General features: G+C 60.2%; 11 protein-coding genes. 8 read left to right on the top strand and 3 right to left on the bottom strand.

Going from position 1 to position 14,227, the window contains the following annotated elements:
* The first annotated feature begins 337 nt into the window (after positions 1 to 337).
* From G7047_RS09335 to prmB, 7 genes are all read left to right on the top strand, one after another.
* A complete protein-coding gene (locus G7047_RS09335) occupies positions 338 to 1,642 on the top strand; it encodes a polyhydroxyalkanoate depolymerase (protein ID WP_166303966.1) in 1,305 nt (434 codons plus the stop codon).
* Between the two features lie 41 nt (positions 1,643 to 1,683).
* The gene (locus G7047_RS09330) at positions 1,684 to 2,394 is read left to right on the top strand and encodes an RnfABCDGE type electron transport complex subunit B (protein WP_166303963.1); all 711 of its coding nucleotides are present in this window, start codon (positions 1,684 to 1,686) and stop codon (positions 2,392 to 2,394) included.
* Between the two features lie 69 nt (positions 2,395 to 2,463).
* Positions 2,464 to 3,666: a succinyldiaminopimelate transaminase gene (gene dapC, locus G7047_RS09325; protein ID WP_166303960.1), complete on the top strand. Its 1,203-nt coding sequence runs from the start codon at positions 2,464 to 2,466 to the stop codon at positions 3,664 to 3,666.
* 12 nt (positions 3,667 to 3,678) lie between these two features.
* Positions 3,679 to 4,512 (top strand): 2,3,4,5-tetrahydropyridine-2,6-dicarboxylate N-succinyltransferase, encoded by an 834-nt coding sequence (gene dapD, locus G7047_RS09320; RefSeq protein WP_166303957.1) that lies wholly within the window; start codon positions 3,679 to 3,681, stop codon positions 4,510 to 4,512.
* Positions 4,513 to 4,584: 72 nt separating this feature from the next.
* Positions 4,585 to 5,748: a PilT/PilU family type 4a pilus ATPase gene (locus tag G7047_RS09315; protein ID WP_166303954.1), complete on the top strand. Its 1,164-nt coding sequence runs from the start codon at positions 4,585 to 4,587 to the stop codon at positions 5,746 to 5,748.
* A gap of 29 nt (positions 5,749 to 5,777) precedes the next feature.
* The gene (gene dapE / locus G7047_RS09310) at positions 5,778 to 6,941 is read left to right on the top strand and encodes a succinyl-diaminopimelate desuccinylase (protein ID WP_166303951.1); all 1,164 of its coding nucleotides are present in this window, start codon (positions 5,778 to 5,780) and stop codon (positions 6,939 to 6,941) included.
* Positions 6,938 to 7,852, top strand: coding sequence for a 50S ribosomal protein L3 N(5)-glutamine methyltransferase (gene prmB / locus G7047_RS09305; protein ID WP_166303947.1), 915 nt, complete (start codon positions 6,938 to 6,940; stop codon positions 7,850 to 7,852). The genes dapE and prmB overlap by 4 nt, the downstream gene beginning before the upstream one ends.
* Here prmB and G7047_RS09300 read toward each other — a convergent pair whose 3' ends face one another.
* Entirely contained in the window at positions 7,853 to 8,746 is an 894-nt protein-coding gene (locus G7047_RS09300; RefSeq protein ID WP_240939423.1) for a ferritin-like domain-containing protein, read from the bottom strand.
* A gap of 285 nt (positions 8,747 to 9,031) precedes the next feature.
* On the opposite strand from G7047_RS09300, the gene G7047_RS09295 reads away from it, so the two are divergent.
* Positions 9,032 to 11,062 (top strand): ABC-F family ATP-binding cassette domain-containing protein, encoded by a 2,031-nt coding sequence (locus G7047_RS09295; RefSeq protein WP_166303942.1) that lies wholly within the window; start codon positions 9,032 to 9,034, stop codon positions 11,060 to 11,062.
* A gap of 985 nt (positions 11,063 to 12,047) precedes the next feature.
* Here the strand turns inward: G7047_RS09295 and phbB are convergent.
* The gene (gene phbB / locus G7047_RS09290; RefSeq protein ID WP_166303938.1) at positions 12,048 to 12,785 is read right to left on the bottom strand and encodes an acetoacetyl-CoA reductase; all 738 of its coding nucleotides are present in this window, start codon (positions 12,783 to 12,785) and stop codon (positions 12,048 to 12,050) included.
* Positions 12,786 to 12,931: 146 nt separating this feature from the next.
* On the bottom strand, positions 12,932 to 14,113 hold the full coding sequence (locus G7047_RS09285; RefSeq protein ID WP_166303934.1) for an acetyl-CoA C-acetyltransferase: 1,182 nt from the start codon (positions 14,111 to 14,113) through the stop codon (positions 12,932 to 12,934).
* Positions 14,114 to 14,227: the final 114 nt, after the last annotated feature.

Below are 14,227 nucleotides of genomic sequence, written 5' to 3'. Positions count from 1 at the left end.
ATCCGTGTCGAAACGTACTGCATCTCTGCGCGCTTGACAGATTTCCATGCACACATGTGAGTGGATCCTCCCTGTAAAGCCTGCGTAACCCAAAGGTGCCACACTTGATTTCAGTCAATCTCCTCGGAGCCGAACCCGGTGATCGCTCCGACGCCAGTAAAAGTTAATCGGCAGGTGTCGTTTAATAACAAAAGTTTGCAATGTGTTTGTGGGTCAACCCGGGAAGATTGCCTCTGAAAGCGTGTTGTCCCACGTTTAGTAGGTGATTCCACTCTCTGACAATCGCCCAAAACCCCTGCTATATTGCACTGCAACATTACTGAAAGTGGCCCCACTGATGCTCTACACCATTTACGAAGCTCAGCGCTCTTTGATGGAACCCTTTGCCGAACTCGCGCAAGTGGCTTCCAAAATGTTCAGCAACCCACAGACGCCGCTCAGCCAGACCACCGTAGCCCAGCGCATGGCCGCCGGTTACGACCTGATGTATCGACTGGGTAAGGACTACGAGAAGCCGCAATTCGGCATTGCCACCGTCAAGGTAAACGATGTCGAAGTCGCGATTCATGAGCGCATCGAAGTCGACAAGCCGTTTTGCGAACTGCGTCGGTTCAAGCGTTTTTCCGACGATCCGCCAACGCTGTCCGCACTCAAGGGTCAGCCCGTGGTACTGATTGTTGCGCCATTGTCCGGTCACTATGCCACCCTGCTGCGCGACACGGTCAAGACCATGCTCAGCGGCCACAAGGTCTACATCACCGATTGGAAGAATGCCCGTCTGGTGCCCACGTCCGAAGGCGAGTTCCACCTCGACGACTACGTGAATTACGTGCAGGACTTCGTCCGTCACCTGCAGTCCATCTATGGCAACTGCCACGTGATGAGCGTTTGCCAGCCAACCGTGCCGGTGCTGGCCGCAATCTCGCTGATGGCCTCGCGCGGCGAGAAGACGCCGTTGTCCATGACGATGATGGGCGGTCCGATCGACGCACGTCGCTCGCCGACGGCCGTGAACAATCTGGCCACGCAGCACACCATCGACTGGTTCGAGAACAACGTGATCTATCGTGTGCCCGAGAAATTCCCGGGCGCGGGGCGCCGCGTCTATCCCGGCTTCATGCAGCACAGCGGTTTCGTGGCGATGAACCCCGACCGCCACGCCAACAGTCACTACGACTACTTCAAGGATTTGGTGCGCGGTGACGACGCCAGCGCCGAAGCCCACCGCAAATTCTACGACGAGTACAACGCCGTGCTCGACATGGACGCCGATTACTATCTGGAAACCATCCAGACAGTGTTCCAGAAGTACAGCCTGGTCGAAGGCACTTGGGACGTGAAGTCGCCCGAGGGCAACCTCGAGCGCGTGCGCCCTCAGGACATCAAGACCACTGCCCTGCTGACCGTGGAAGGCGAACTCGACGACATCTCCGGTTCTGGCCAGACTGAGGCGGCTCAGGACATCTGCTCCGGCATTCCCAAGGAGGACCGCTCGCACATGGAAGTCACGGGGGCCGGTCACTATGGCATTTTCAGCGGCCGCCGCTGGCGCGAACTGGTCTACCCACGCGTGCGTGATTTCATCCTGTCGCACCAGCCCGCCGTTCAGCAAGCCGCCCCTTTGACGCGTCAGGCTGCCTGATCCAGCGCAAGAACCGGCGTAGAACCGTCGTACCATTGGGCATGCCCGAGCAGCACGCCCCAACGAACAAAAATACGCCAGTCGAACCTGCGGCCAAGCCTCTCGAGGGCTTGGCCGCTCTCATTGATGCAGCTCTTCCGCAAACGCAATGCACGCGCTGCGGTTACCCGGACTGCGCCGCCTACGCCCGCGCCATCGCAGCCAACGAGGCCGCCATCAACCAATGCCCTCCAGGTGGTGAAGAAGGTGTAGTGCGATTGGCCGCCATTACCAGCCAATCCTCCACCCCGCTGAACCCCGACAACGGTTTTGAAGGCCCGCTTACGCTCGCCGTGATCGATGAAAACTGGTGCATCGGCTGCACCTTGTGTCTCAAAGTCTGCCCGACCGACGCCATCGTCGGTGCCAACAAACGCATGCACACCGTCATCGCCGAGCACTGCACGGGCTGCGAACTCTGCATTCCGGTTTGTCCGGTGGACTGCATTTCTCTCGACAACATCAGCGGGGCCTCAACGGGCTGGGCCGCATGGAGCGAACCGCTGGCCGAGCACGCCCGCAGCCGCTATGCCGTCCATCTGGCACGCCAAAGGCACATTCCGGCCGCTGCGGCGAACGCACGAGCTGCGGCTGTGGCGGCAGAGTCCCTCGCCGAGGTAGCGACTCCGGCGCCCGCATCCGCGGTCGATCCCAAGAAGGCCATGATCGCCGCCGCCATGGCGCGCGCCCGCGCCCAGCGCGGGCAAAGTTGATACAGCGTTGATACGGCTGATTCCAATGCGAGCGCCGTGGCCGTCTGTGCTTCCACCATAATGGCGACCATGAATCCCCTGCTCTCGCTTTTGCAGCCGTATCCGTTTGAGCGCCTGCGTCAACTCTTTGCGGGAGTCACGCCCGCGCCCGAATATCGCGCCATCAGTCTGGGTATCGGCGAACCCAAGCACCCCACGCCACAGCTCATCAAGGACGCTCTGGCAAATAGCATGGATGGCCTTGCCGCCTACCCCGCCACCGCTGGTGACATCAAGCTGCGCGAAGCCTGCGTCGCCTGGATGGATCGCCGCTACAGCGTGAAGGTCAACCCCGCGACCCAGATCCTGCCGGTGAACGGCTCGCGTGAGGCGCTGTTCGCCTTCGCGCAGACTGTGATCGATCCGACCCAACCCGGCGCGACCGTGGTGAGCCCGAACCCGTTCTATCAAATCTACGAAGGCGCCGCCCTGCTCTCGGGCGCCACACCGTATTTCGCGCCCAGCGTGGCCGAGCGCAACTTCGCCGTCGACTGGGACAGCGTGCCCGACGAAGTCTGGCAGCGCACACAACTGATCTTCGTGTGCTCGCCCGGCAACCCGACCGGCGCGGTCATGCCTCTGTCCGAATGGGAAAAGCTGTTTGCGCTATCAGACAAGTACGGTTTTGTGATCGCCTCTGACGAGTGCTACAGCGAGATTTATTTCCGAGACGAAGCGCCGCTCGGCGGGCTGGAAGCGGCGACCAAGCTCGGCCGCACCGACTTCAAACGCCTGATGATGTTCACCAGCCTGTCCAAGCGTAGCAACGTGCCGGGCATGCGTAGCGGCTTCGTCGCGGGCGATGCGGAGCTGATCAAGTCCTTCCTGCTGTATCGCACATACCACGGTGGCGCGATGAGCCCGACCATCCAGATGGCGAGCATCGCCGCCTGGAACGACGAGCAGCACGTCGTCGAAAATCGCGCTCTCTACCGCCAGAAGTTCGCCGAAATCACCCCGATGCTCTCGAAGGTGATGGATGTGGCCCTGCCCGACGCGAGCTTCTATCTGTGGGCCAAGGTGCCCGATTCTCTGGGCAAGAGCGACACCGAGTTCGCGAAAGCCCTTCTGGCTCAATACAATGTGACCGTTCTGCCCGGAAGCTATCTGGCCCGCGAGGCGAACGGCATCAACCCCGGCGCACAGCGCGTGCGCATGGCGCTGGTGGCCGAAACTGCGGAATGCCGGGAAGCGGCCGAACGCATCGTCCAGTTCATTCAATCGAGAACCTGAAGTAGTAAATCCATGACTCAACAACTGCAAACCCTCATCGACAACGCCTGGGAAAACCGCGCCAGCATTTCTCCCGCCGCCGCTCCCAAGGAAGTGGTTGATGCCGTTGAGCACGTGATTGCCGAGCTGAACACCGGCAAGCTGCGCGTGGCCACCCGCGAAGGCGTGGGCCAGTGGACCGTGCACCAGTGGATCAAGAAGGCCGTGCTGCTGTCGTTCCGCCTCAAGGACAACGTGCTGATGCGCTCGGGCGACCTGAACTTCTTCGACAAGGTGCCCACCAAGTTCGAAGGCATGAGCGAAGCCGAAATCGCCGCCACCGGCGTGCGCGTGGTGCCTCCTGCCGTCGCCCGTCGCGGCAGCTTCGTGGCCAAGGGCGCAATCCTGATGCCGTCCTACGTGAATATCGGTGCCTACGTGGACGAAGGCACCATGGTCGACACTTGGGCCACCGTCGGCTCCTGCGCTCAAGTCGGCAAGAACGTTCACCTCTCGGGTGGCGTGGGCTTGGGCGGCGTGCTGGAACCCCTGCAAGCCAACCCCACCATCATCGAAGACAACTGCTTTATCGGCGCGCGCTCTGAAGTGGTCGAAGGCGTGATCGTCGAAGAGAACTCCGTGCTGGGTATGGGCGTGTACATTGGCAAGAGCACCCCGATCTTCAACCGCGACACCGGCGAAACGCTGTTCGGCCGCGTTCCTTCGGGCTCCGTGGTGATCAGCGGCAACATGCCCAAGACCACCAAGGACGGCGTGGCCTACAGCACCTACGCGGCCATCATCGTGAAGACCGTGGACGCCAAGACCCGCTCGAGCACCAGCCTGAACGACCTGCTGCGCGACTGATATTCTGCATCCAGCCGGTGACGTGGCACAAGCCCGCACCGGCCATTCCAAAGCATTCGGGGGAGATGATTCATGAGCACGATGGAAAGAATTCTGCGCCTCATGGCGGAGAAGAAGGCATCCGATGTGTACCTGTCGGCACACGCGCCTGCGCTCATCAAGATCGATGGGCAATGCGTGCCAATCAACAGCCAGGTGCTCTCGGCGGAGGCCCCTCTCAATCTGCTCTCAGAAGTCATCGAACCCCACCGGATCGAGGAACTGCAAGAAACCGGCGAGCTCAACATGGGCGTGCCACTGGCCGGCATAGGTCGTTTCCGCGTGAGCGCCATGCGCCAGCGCGGCAGCTATGCCGTGGTGATCCGTTTCATCCCGAGCAACATCCCGCCGCTGCCCACACTGGGCTTGCCCGAGGTGCTTGCCGGGCTCATCATGGAAAAGCGCGGACTGATTCTTCTGGTCGGCGCCACCGGTTCCGGCAAGAGCACGACGCTCGCGTCAATGATCGATCACCGCAATGAGCTGCAGACCGGCCACGTGCTCACCGTGGAAGATCCGATCGAATACCAGTTCACCAACAAGCGCGCAATCATCAACCAGCGCGAGATCGGTGCCGACACCACATCGCTGCAGACGGCGCTCAAAAACGCGTTGCGTCAAGCGCCTGACGTGATCCTGATCGGCGAAATCCGCGACCGCGAAACCATGTCCGCCGCGATTGCCTATGCGCAGTCGGGCCACCTCTGCCTTGCCACGCTGCACGGCAACAACAGCTACCACGCGCTCAACCGGATTCTGTCGTTCTACCCGGTCGAAGTGCGCCCGACGATGTTGGGCGATCTGGCTTCGGCGCTCAAGGCCGTTGTGTCCCAGCGTCTGGTACGCACGCCACAGGGCGCGCGCCTGCCAGCGGTCGAGGTCATGCTGAATACCAAGCTGGTGGCCGACCTGATCGAAAAAGGCGATTTTTCCGGTGTGCGCGAGGCGATGGAAAAATCCATGGCCGAAGGCTCGCAAACCTTTGAAGAAGCGCTGGCCCACATGATCATGGACAACAAGATCGACCGCAAGGAAGGTCTTGCCAACGCCGACTCGCCCACCAATCTACTGTGGCGCCTGCAAAACGATTTTGCACTGGCGTCCAAGGCGGCACAGGCCCAAGCCGAGGCGCATCAGCGCGTCGACGACGACCAGCCGTCGTTCACCGAAATTGTGCTCGACGTCCACCCGCGTTGAGGTACAAGATTTAGAAGTTTCTGCTCCCCATGTCCCCCACCCTGCTTCTGACCGAACAGCTCATCAGCCGTCCCTCCGTGACCCCCAACGACGAGGGCTGCCTGGAAATCCTGGCCGCGCGCCTCGGGCCTCTGGGCTTCGTCTGTGAACGCATGGACAGCGGCCCGGATGATTTCCGCGTCAGCAACCTGTGGGCCAAGCGCACGTCCACGTCCGCCCACGCGCGCACGCTGGTGTTCGCCGGTCATACCGATGTGGTGCCGAGCGGCCCGCTTGAGCAATGGAGCAGCCCGCCCTTTACGCCCACGCACCGCGAAGGCCGTCTGTACGGGCGCGGGGCGAGCGACATGAAGACCTCGATTGCCGCCTTCGTGGTGGCGCTCGAGGAGTTTCTCGCGGCCGAGGCCAACCCCGACATCCATATCGCCCTGCTCCTGACCAGCGACGAGGAAGGTCCGTCCGTCGACGGCACCAAAATCGTCGTTGAACGCCTGCGCGAACGCAATGAACCACTCGAATGGTGCATCGTCGGTGAGCCCACCTCGGTCCAAAAAACCGGCGACATGATCAAGAACGGCCGACGCGGCACGCTCTCGGGCAAGCTCACCGTGCGCGGTGTGCAGGGCCACATCGCCTACCCGCAACTGGCGCGCAATCCCATCCATCAAGTCGTTCCGGCGCTGGCCGAGCTCACCGCCATCGAATGGGATCGCGGCAACGCCTTCTTCCCGCCCACAAGCTGGCAGATGAGCAACATCCACGCGGGTACGGGTGCGACCAACGTGATTCCCGGCGCTGTGATGATCGATTTCAACTTCCGCTTCAGCACCGAGAGCACGGCCGAGCAGCTCAAGAAGCGCGTGCACGCCGTGCTCGACCGCCACGGCCTCGAATACGACTTGACCTGGACTCTCGGCGGCCAGCCCTTTCTCACCACACCGGGTGAACTGGTGCAGGCCGTCCAAGGTGCGATCAAGGAAGTCACCGGCATCGACACCGAACTCTCGACCACTGGCGGCACCAGCGATGGCCGCTTCATCTCCCAGATCTGCAAGCAGGTCATCGAGTTCGGCCCACCCAATGCGACCATCCATAAGATCGACGAACATGTGGTACTCGCCGACGTCGAACCGCTCACGAACATCTACCGCCGAACGCTCGAACTGCTGAACGCCGGAGTGGCCAAGGCATGAGCGATACCCCAAACACCCCAATTACCGTCGGCGAACTGATCCACAGCGTCGCCAAGCAACTGAGCGACGCGGGCGTGGGCTTCGGCCACGGAACAACCAACGCGCAGGACGAAGCGGCCTGGCTGGTGCTCTGGCAGCTCGGTCTTCCCATCGACAGCCTGCTCGACGACGACGAGCCCGAAACGGTGTCGCACCAGCCCGTCTCTGCCGAGCAGCAGTTGCAGGTCGCCAAGCTGGTCGGGCAGCGCATTTCCACCCGCAAGCCCGCCGCCTACCTCACCCGCGAGGCGTGGTTGCAGGGCGTACCCTTCTACATCGACGAGCGCTCCATCGTTCCGCGCAGCTTCATCGCCGAACTGCTGGCCGATGGCAGCATCGACGAATGGCTCGGCGAAGAAACGCACAAGGTTCTGGACCTGTGCACCGGCAACGGCAGCCTCGCCTGTCTCGCGGCCATGACCTATCCCGATGTGGAAGTGACGGGCGCCGACATCTCCGCCGACGCGCTCGCCGTGGCCCGCATCAACGTCGACAAACACAGCCTGCAGGGCCGCGTGCAATTGCTGCAGAGCGATGGCATGAGCCTGCTTGGCGACGGGTGGGATCTGGTGCTCTGCAACCCGCCCTATGTGAACGCCGACAGCATGAGCCGCCTGCCCGACGAGTACCGTGCCGAACCCGAACTGGCGCTGGCAGGTGGTGTCGACGGCATGGACTTCATCCGTCAGCTCTTCGAAGACCTACCCTCGCGCATGAACCCCAATGGCGTGCTAGTGCTCGAAATCGGCAATGAAAAACCATTCTTCGAAGCCGCCTTCCCCGGCCTACCCGTCTTCTGGCTCGACACCAGCTCGGGCGATGAACAGGTGCTGCTGGTGACCCAGCAGGCACTGTCCGAACTCAACACCTGATCAGGGTGCCATCACTCTGGTGGCGAACCGCGCAATCGGCGCATACAGATAGCTCTCAAGCCGCTGCGGCAACAACAACGGCTTGAGCAGCATGCGCACCGCGAGATCGGCCGGAAGCTGGGTGCTGACCAGTTGATATACACGTTGGGCGATGTCGGCGAAGTTGCGGTTGCTGTCCGCGAAGTAGTTGCCGCGATGCGCGAACACATGGCGCAACGCCACATCCGAATCGCTCTCGCGCAGCTCCTTGAGCCGCGCATAGAGCGCACCCGCGATGCGCGTGCGACTTACCGGCGAGTGCTCCTGCAACTCCTTGAAATATTTGAGGAAATGCTTGTAGTGCCCCACCTCGTCGTTGCGGATGTGGCCGAGCAGCTTGCACAGCACCGGCTCGTCACTGAGCTCGCGCAGCGTGTGGTAGTAGGCCGTGGTGCCGGTCTCAACCACGCAGCGCGCCACCATTTCGAGGTGCCGATCCGGGTGCAGCTCCTCCACCGTGCAGAGCTTGGAATATTCACCGAAAAAGCTGTCGTAGGCCTGCTGCCACGGGAAATCGGGCCAGACCGCCTCGACATAGTGGCGCAGCGCCGTGCCGTGTTGCAGTTCCTCTTTTTCCCAGCACTCCTGCAGCCATGCCGCGATGTCGGGGTATTCGCTGTAATGCTCGGCCAGATTGGCCGCATAGGTGTCCGAGCCGGTCTCGATGAACGAGGCGCTCATCAGCAGGTAGAACAGATCTTCATTGTGCTCAATGGAGCCGAGTTCGATCTGCTCGAATGGAATGTCTTCTATCCGCCAATGATTTGAATCGGCGGCATTGCCAGGCGATTGCCGGTTTGCGGCAGCACTGCACGGCTGCGAAGACGGGGACGGATGGCTGGAAAAATACGGCATTGGGCTTTCGGTCGATACCCATACGGACTGTCAGCGACGGCTTGCATGGGCTGCCGTGCGAATGGAAAGTTGGGCACTTCCATGCACAACGACAATTCAACGTGATGACAAAGTATTGACCATTGTGTCAGTCCAACCTGCCTCAAAGCACGCTTTGACGCCACTTGAAACACAATCGGGCATCCGGTTTACAGCTTTCGTTCTCATTGTGAAATTCCGTTAAATTCCCGTCCTGAACCCCTGCGGCACCGGTGCGGTTCAATCACTGGGATAATCCCCAGATCCATGATCACCCTTCGCAACGTCACCCTGCGCCGCAGCGCGCGCGTGCTGCTAGACAGCGCCACCGTCACCATCAACCCCGGCGAGAAAGTGGGCCTTGTGGGCCGCAACGGCGCTGGCAAGTCCACGCTCTTTGCACTGCTCAACGGCGGCCTGCATGAGGATGCGGGCGAGTTCTACATGCCTGCGCAATGGCGCATGGCCCAGGTCGAGCAGAACATGCCCGAAACCTCGGACACCGCCACCGCCTTCGTTCTGGACGGCGACTCACGCCTGTCCGAGCTGAACGCCGCCCTCAAGGCCGCCGAGGATTCAGGCGACGGCATGGCGATTGCCCATGCCCACTCCGATCTTTTCGATGCCGGCGTGCTCGACGCCACACCGCGCGCCCAGGCATTGATTCTGGGCCTCGGTTTTCAGGCCCACGAGCTGGACCGCCCGGTGAACAGCTTCTCTGGCGGCTGGCGCATGCGCCTGCAGCTCGCCCGCGCGCTGATGTGCCCAAGCGACATCCTGCTGCTCGACGAACCAACCAATCACTTGGACTTGGACGCCCTTGTCTGGCTCGAAGCCTGGCTCAAGCGCTACCCCGGAACACTCATCGTGATCAGCCATGACCGCGAGTTTCTGGACGCCGTGACCACGGTGACGCTGCAGATCGAAAGCGCCAATCTCAACCGCTATGGCGGCAATTACTCCAAGTTCGAAGAACTGCGCGCCCAGCAACTCGAGCTGCAGCAATCGTCCTTTTCCCGTCAGCAGGACAAGATTGCGCATCTGCAGAAGTTCATTGACCGCTTCAAGGCCAAGGCCAGCAAGGCCAAGCAGGCGCAAAGCCGCGTCAAGGCACTCGAACGCATGGAGAAGATCGCGCCGGTGCTCGCCGAAGCCGATTTCACCTTCGAGTTCAAGGAGCCGGCCAACCTGCCCAACCCTATGCTGGCGATCTCCGAGGCGAGCTTCGGTTACCGCGCCGAAGACGGTTCGCAAACCACCATCCTGCAGAACGTCAACCGCTCCGTGCTTGCGGGTCAGCGCATCGGCATTCTGGGTGCCAACGGTCAGGGCAAGTCGACGCTGGTCAAAACCATCGCACGCGAAATGTCACAGCTCGGCGGCAATGTCACCGAAGGCAAGGGACTGAACATTGGCTACTTCGCCCAGCAGGAACTCGACGTACTGCGCCCCGCCGACTCCCCGCTGGAGCACATGATCCGCCTCGCCCGCGAGATGGGCCCGAATTCCCGCGAACCCTCACGCGAGCAGGATCTGCGCAGCTACCTCGGCAGCTTCAATTTCACCGGCGACATGGTCAAGCAGGCCGTCGGCACTATGAGCGGCGGCGAAAAGGCCCGCCTTGTGCTCGCCATGATCGTCTGGCAGCGCCCCAACCTGCTGCTGCTCGACGAGCCAACCAATCACTTGGACCTGGCAACCCGCGAAGCCCTGTCGATGGCGCTCAACAGCTTCGAAGGCACCGTCATGCTGGTCAGCCACGACCGCGCCCTGCTGCGCGCCGTCTGCGACGACTTCTGGCTCGTGGGCCGAGGCGTGGTCGCACCGTTCGACGGCGATCTGGACGACTACCAGCGCTACCTGCTTGAAGAATCCAAGCGCCTTCGCGAGCAAGCCAAACAAGCTCAGGCAGAGATCTCTCAGAATCAGCCTGTGACCGTCGCCGTGGTCGAAGTGGTCGCCGAAGTGCCGCCAGTCGTCGAAGCGGCCCCTGAATTGGCTGGTGATCCCAAAGAACAGCGTCGCCTCGCGGCACTGGCCCGCCAGCAGCTCTCGGACAAGACCAAGCCTTTCAAGAAGGAACTGGAGCAGATCGACAAGCGCCTGCCCAAGCTGACTCAGGAACGTGAAGCGCTCGAAGAGAAACTAGCCACACCGGGCCTCTCTGGCGGCGACATTGCAGATGCCGGAAAGCAACTCAAGACGGTCAATGACTCCATCGAGCAGTTGGAAGAGCGCTGGCTGGAACTGTCGGGACAGATCGAAGCGATACAACAAGAGATCGGCGCGACCGCTTGATGGCAGTTGAGAGTATTGAAATTCAGCCTTCAAATTGAAGTAATGAATTCAGTCTTCAGTGGAAATGACTGTCATCAAACAATATTCTGAAAAATTAGAAAACCAATCGGAAATTAAATTCGATTACAAGAATTTGGCAAACAACCTGTCAACGAGTTGCGGGGAAGGGACGTTGAACACTCATCTTAGGAGTTATTCAAATGACCTTCACTGCAATCCTCGCTGCCTGGCCTGATGACGAACGCGATCGCAAGCGCGCTCCCGTCCGCTTCTGAAAGCACTGCAACCAAGTCGGACGCAAGACTCGTCCCATGACCGTAGTTCTGACCTGCAGCGGGATACGCTCAAAGTAGCTTCATAAGCTTCCCAAGTTCATCCTGACACCCGAAACCTCGCCTTGGCGAGGTTTTTGTTTTTGCATTGCATGCCCGCATGCGTGCGTTCTCAGTCCGGATCGCGCATCCATGCTGTAAAAGTTGGATGATGTTTCGTCGGTACCAAAAATGTTGGCGCTTGAAGTACTTTGATGTGACTGTTTGATTTCCAGTTCTACGGTAGAACTATTGCGCAACCCATTATCAATAAAGAGAAAAATCAAAGAATTGGCGCAGTGGATTTACATCGGGAAAACCCTTGGCGAATTTGCATTTTCTTTCGAGTGGGTGTCAACGCCTTCCACCCGCACCGCGTTGAACAAGCACAAAGGAGTTTTCGTATGAACACCATCGCTATCCTCGCTGCCTGGCCCGACGACGAACGTGATCGCAAGCGCGCTCCAGTCCGTTTTTGAGCGTTTGAACGCACTGGCAGCCACTTTGGTATGACCAGCGGTTATTCAGCGTAGCGGGCTTGGCTTCAGGCCTTTTGTCCCTCCCACATGCAGATCACACCCATCCGAGGTGAATCTGCCAACAAGAAACCCCGCCTAGGCGGGGTTTGACTTTTCTGACCCGCTCTCGCGAGGTCAGAAGAAGGCTCGGCACGATCAGTGCATGTGCAGACCACCGTTTACCGAGAAGTCGGCACCGGTGGCGTAGCCGCCTTCGGTCGATGCCAGCCAAGCGATGATGGATGCGATTTCGCTGGGTTCGCCCAGCCGCTTGACGGGGACGGAGCCGACAATCTTCTCCAGCACTTCGGGGCGAATGGCCTTGACCATGTCAGTGCCGATGTAGCCAGGGCTCACCGTGTTGACAGTCACACCCTTATTGGCCAGCTCTTGCGCCAGAGCCATCGAGAAACCGTGCATGCCGGCCTTGGCTGCGGAGTAGTTGGTTTGACCCGCCTGCCCCTTGGCACCGTTGACCGAGCTGATGTTCACGATGCGACCCCAGCCCTTTTCCACCATGTCGCTGACGACCTGCTTGGTCACATTGAACATGGAGTTCAGGTTGGTCTCGATCACGGCATCCCAGTCTTCACGAGACATCTTGACGAACATGCGGTCACGTGTGATGCCCGCATTGTTCACCAGTACATCGACGGTACCGTGCTCGGCCTTGGCCTTGGTGAAGGCTTCCACCGTGGAGTCCCAATCGCCGACATTGCCGACGGATGCATAAAAGGTAAAGCCGAGCGCCTTTTGCTCCGCAAGCCACTTTGCATGGTCACGGGTAGGACCGCAACCTGCGATCACTTTGAACCCTTCCTTGTGCAAACGCTGGCAAATCGCGGTACCAATGCCGCCCATCCCCCCTGTGACGTACGCTACTTTTTGACTCACGTCTATCTCCTGTTAATGTTGATTGGATTCGGATTTCACTCTAGCGAAGAATTTTCCGAGCTGACTTCAGGTAAACACTGGAAGCAACTATTTCTCACAATTTAATTGATCAAACGGATTGATTGGGTCAATTTTCCTGCAGGTAATTACCGTTCCACCGCTAGCGAAACTCCCATACCACCGCCGATGCAGAGTGCTGCAATGCCCTTTTTGGCACCACGACGTTCCATTTCATGCAGCAGCGAAACGAGAACGCGGCAACCAGACGCGCCAATCGGGTGTCCCAGCGCAATGGCACCGCCATTCACATTGACCTTGGCAGGATCTACGCCCAGCTCCTTGTTCACAGCACAGGCCTGGGCGGCGAAGGCTTCGTTCAACTCGAACAGGTCCACATCTTCCACCTTCCAACCTGCACGCTTGAGCACCTTCTTGGTCGCAGGAACAGGGCCCATGCCCATGATCGTCGGGTCGAGGCCGCTGGTGCCATAGGCCACGATGCGCGCGAGCGGCGTGAGGCCCAGTTCCTTGGCCTTCTTGGCACTCATCACGACGACGGCGGCGGCTCCATCGTTCAGGCCGGAAGCATTGCCTGCGGTGACCGAACCGGCCTTGTCGAACGCGGGACGCAGACGCTCGAGCGCCGCTTCGTCGGACTTGCGGTTGATGTATTCGTCACTGTCAAACTGGAGCGGATCGCCCTTCTTCTGCGGCAGCTCCACAGTGACGATCTCAGCCTTGAAGTGGCCTGCGTCCTGCGCAGCAGCGGCTTTCTTCTGACTGGAAAGCGCCAACGCGTCCTGCTGCTCGCGCGAGATATCGAACTGCTTGGCCACGTTCTCGGCAGTAATGCCCATGTGATAGTGGTTATAGGCGTCGAGCAGGCCATCCACGATCATCGTGTCGACCAGCTTCCAATCGCCCATGCGCATGCCGTCACGGGAATTGGGAAGCACGTGCGCCGAAGCACTCATGTTTTCCTGACCTCCGGCGACGACGATCTCGCTGTCGCCTGTGGCGACGGCCTGAGCAGCCAGCATCACGGCCTTGAGACCGGAGCCACAGACGGCGTTGATCGTGAGCGCGGGTGTTTCCTTGGCGACGCCGGCCTTCATCATGGCCTGACGCGCGGGGTTCTGGCCTGCACCGGCGGTGAGCACCTGACCCATGATGACTTCGCCCACTTGGTCAAGCGGCACCTTGGCACGCGCGAGCGCTTCCTTGATGACAAGCGCACCCAGATCGGTGGCAGGCACCTTGGCGAGACTTCCACCGAACTTGCCAACAGGCGTTCGGACTGCGGAAACGATGACGATTTCTTCACTCATGACGGACCTTTCTTACTGCTTGGCGTAGGTTCCAGGCTCTGGATACTTTTCGTTCCATCACCCGAACGCTGGGACTGGTTGAATCTGCTTTCAGCGCGTTGCCGTCACGTGCTC

Origin of the sequence: Diaphorobacter sp. HDW4A, assembly GCF_011305995.1 — a bacterium.
Taxonomy (GTDB): Bacteria; Pseudomonadota; Gammaproteobacteria; order Burkholderiales; family Burkholderiaceae_C; genus Diaphorobacter_A.
Note: the sequence above shows the minus strand (reverse complement) of the source record. Positions and strands in the feature narration are given on the sequence as shown.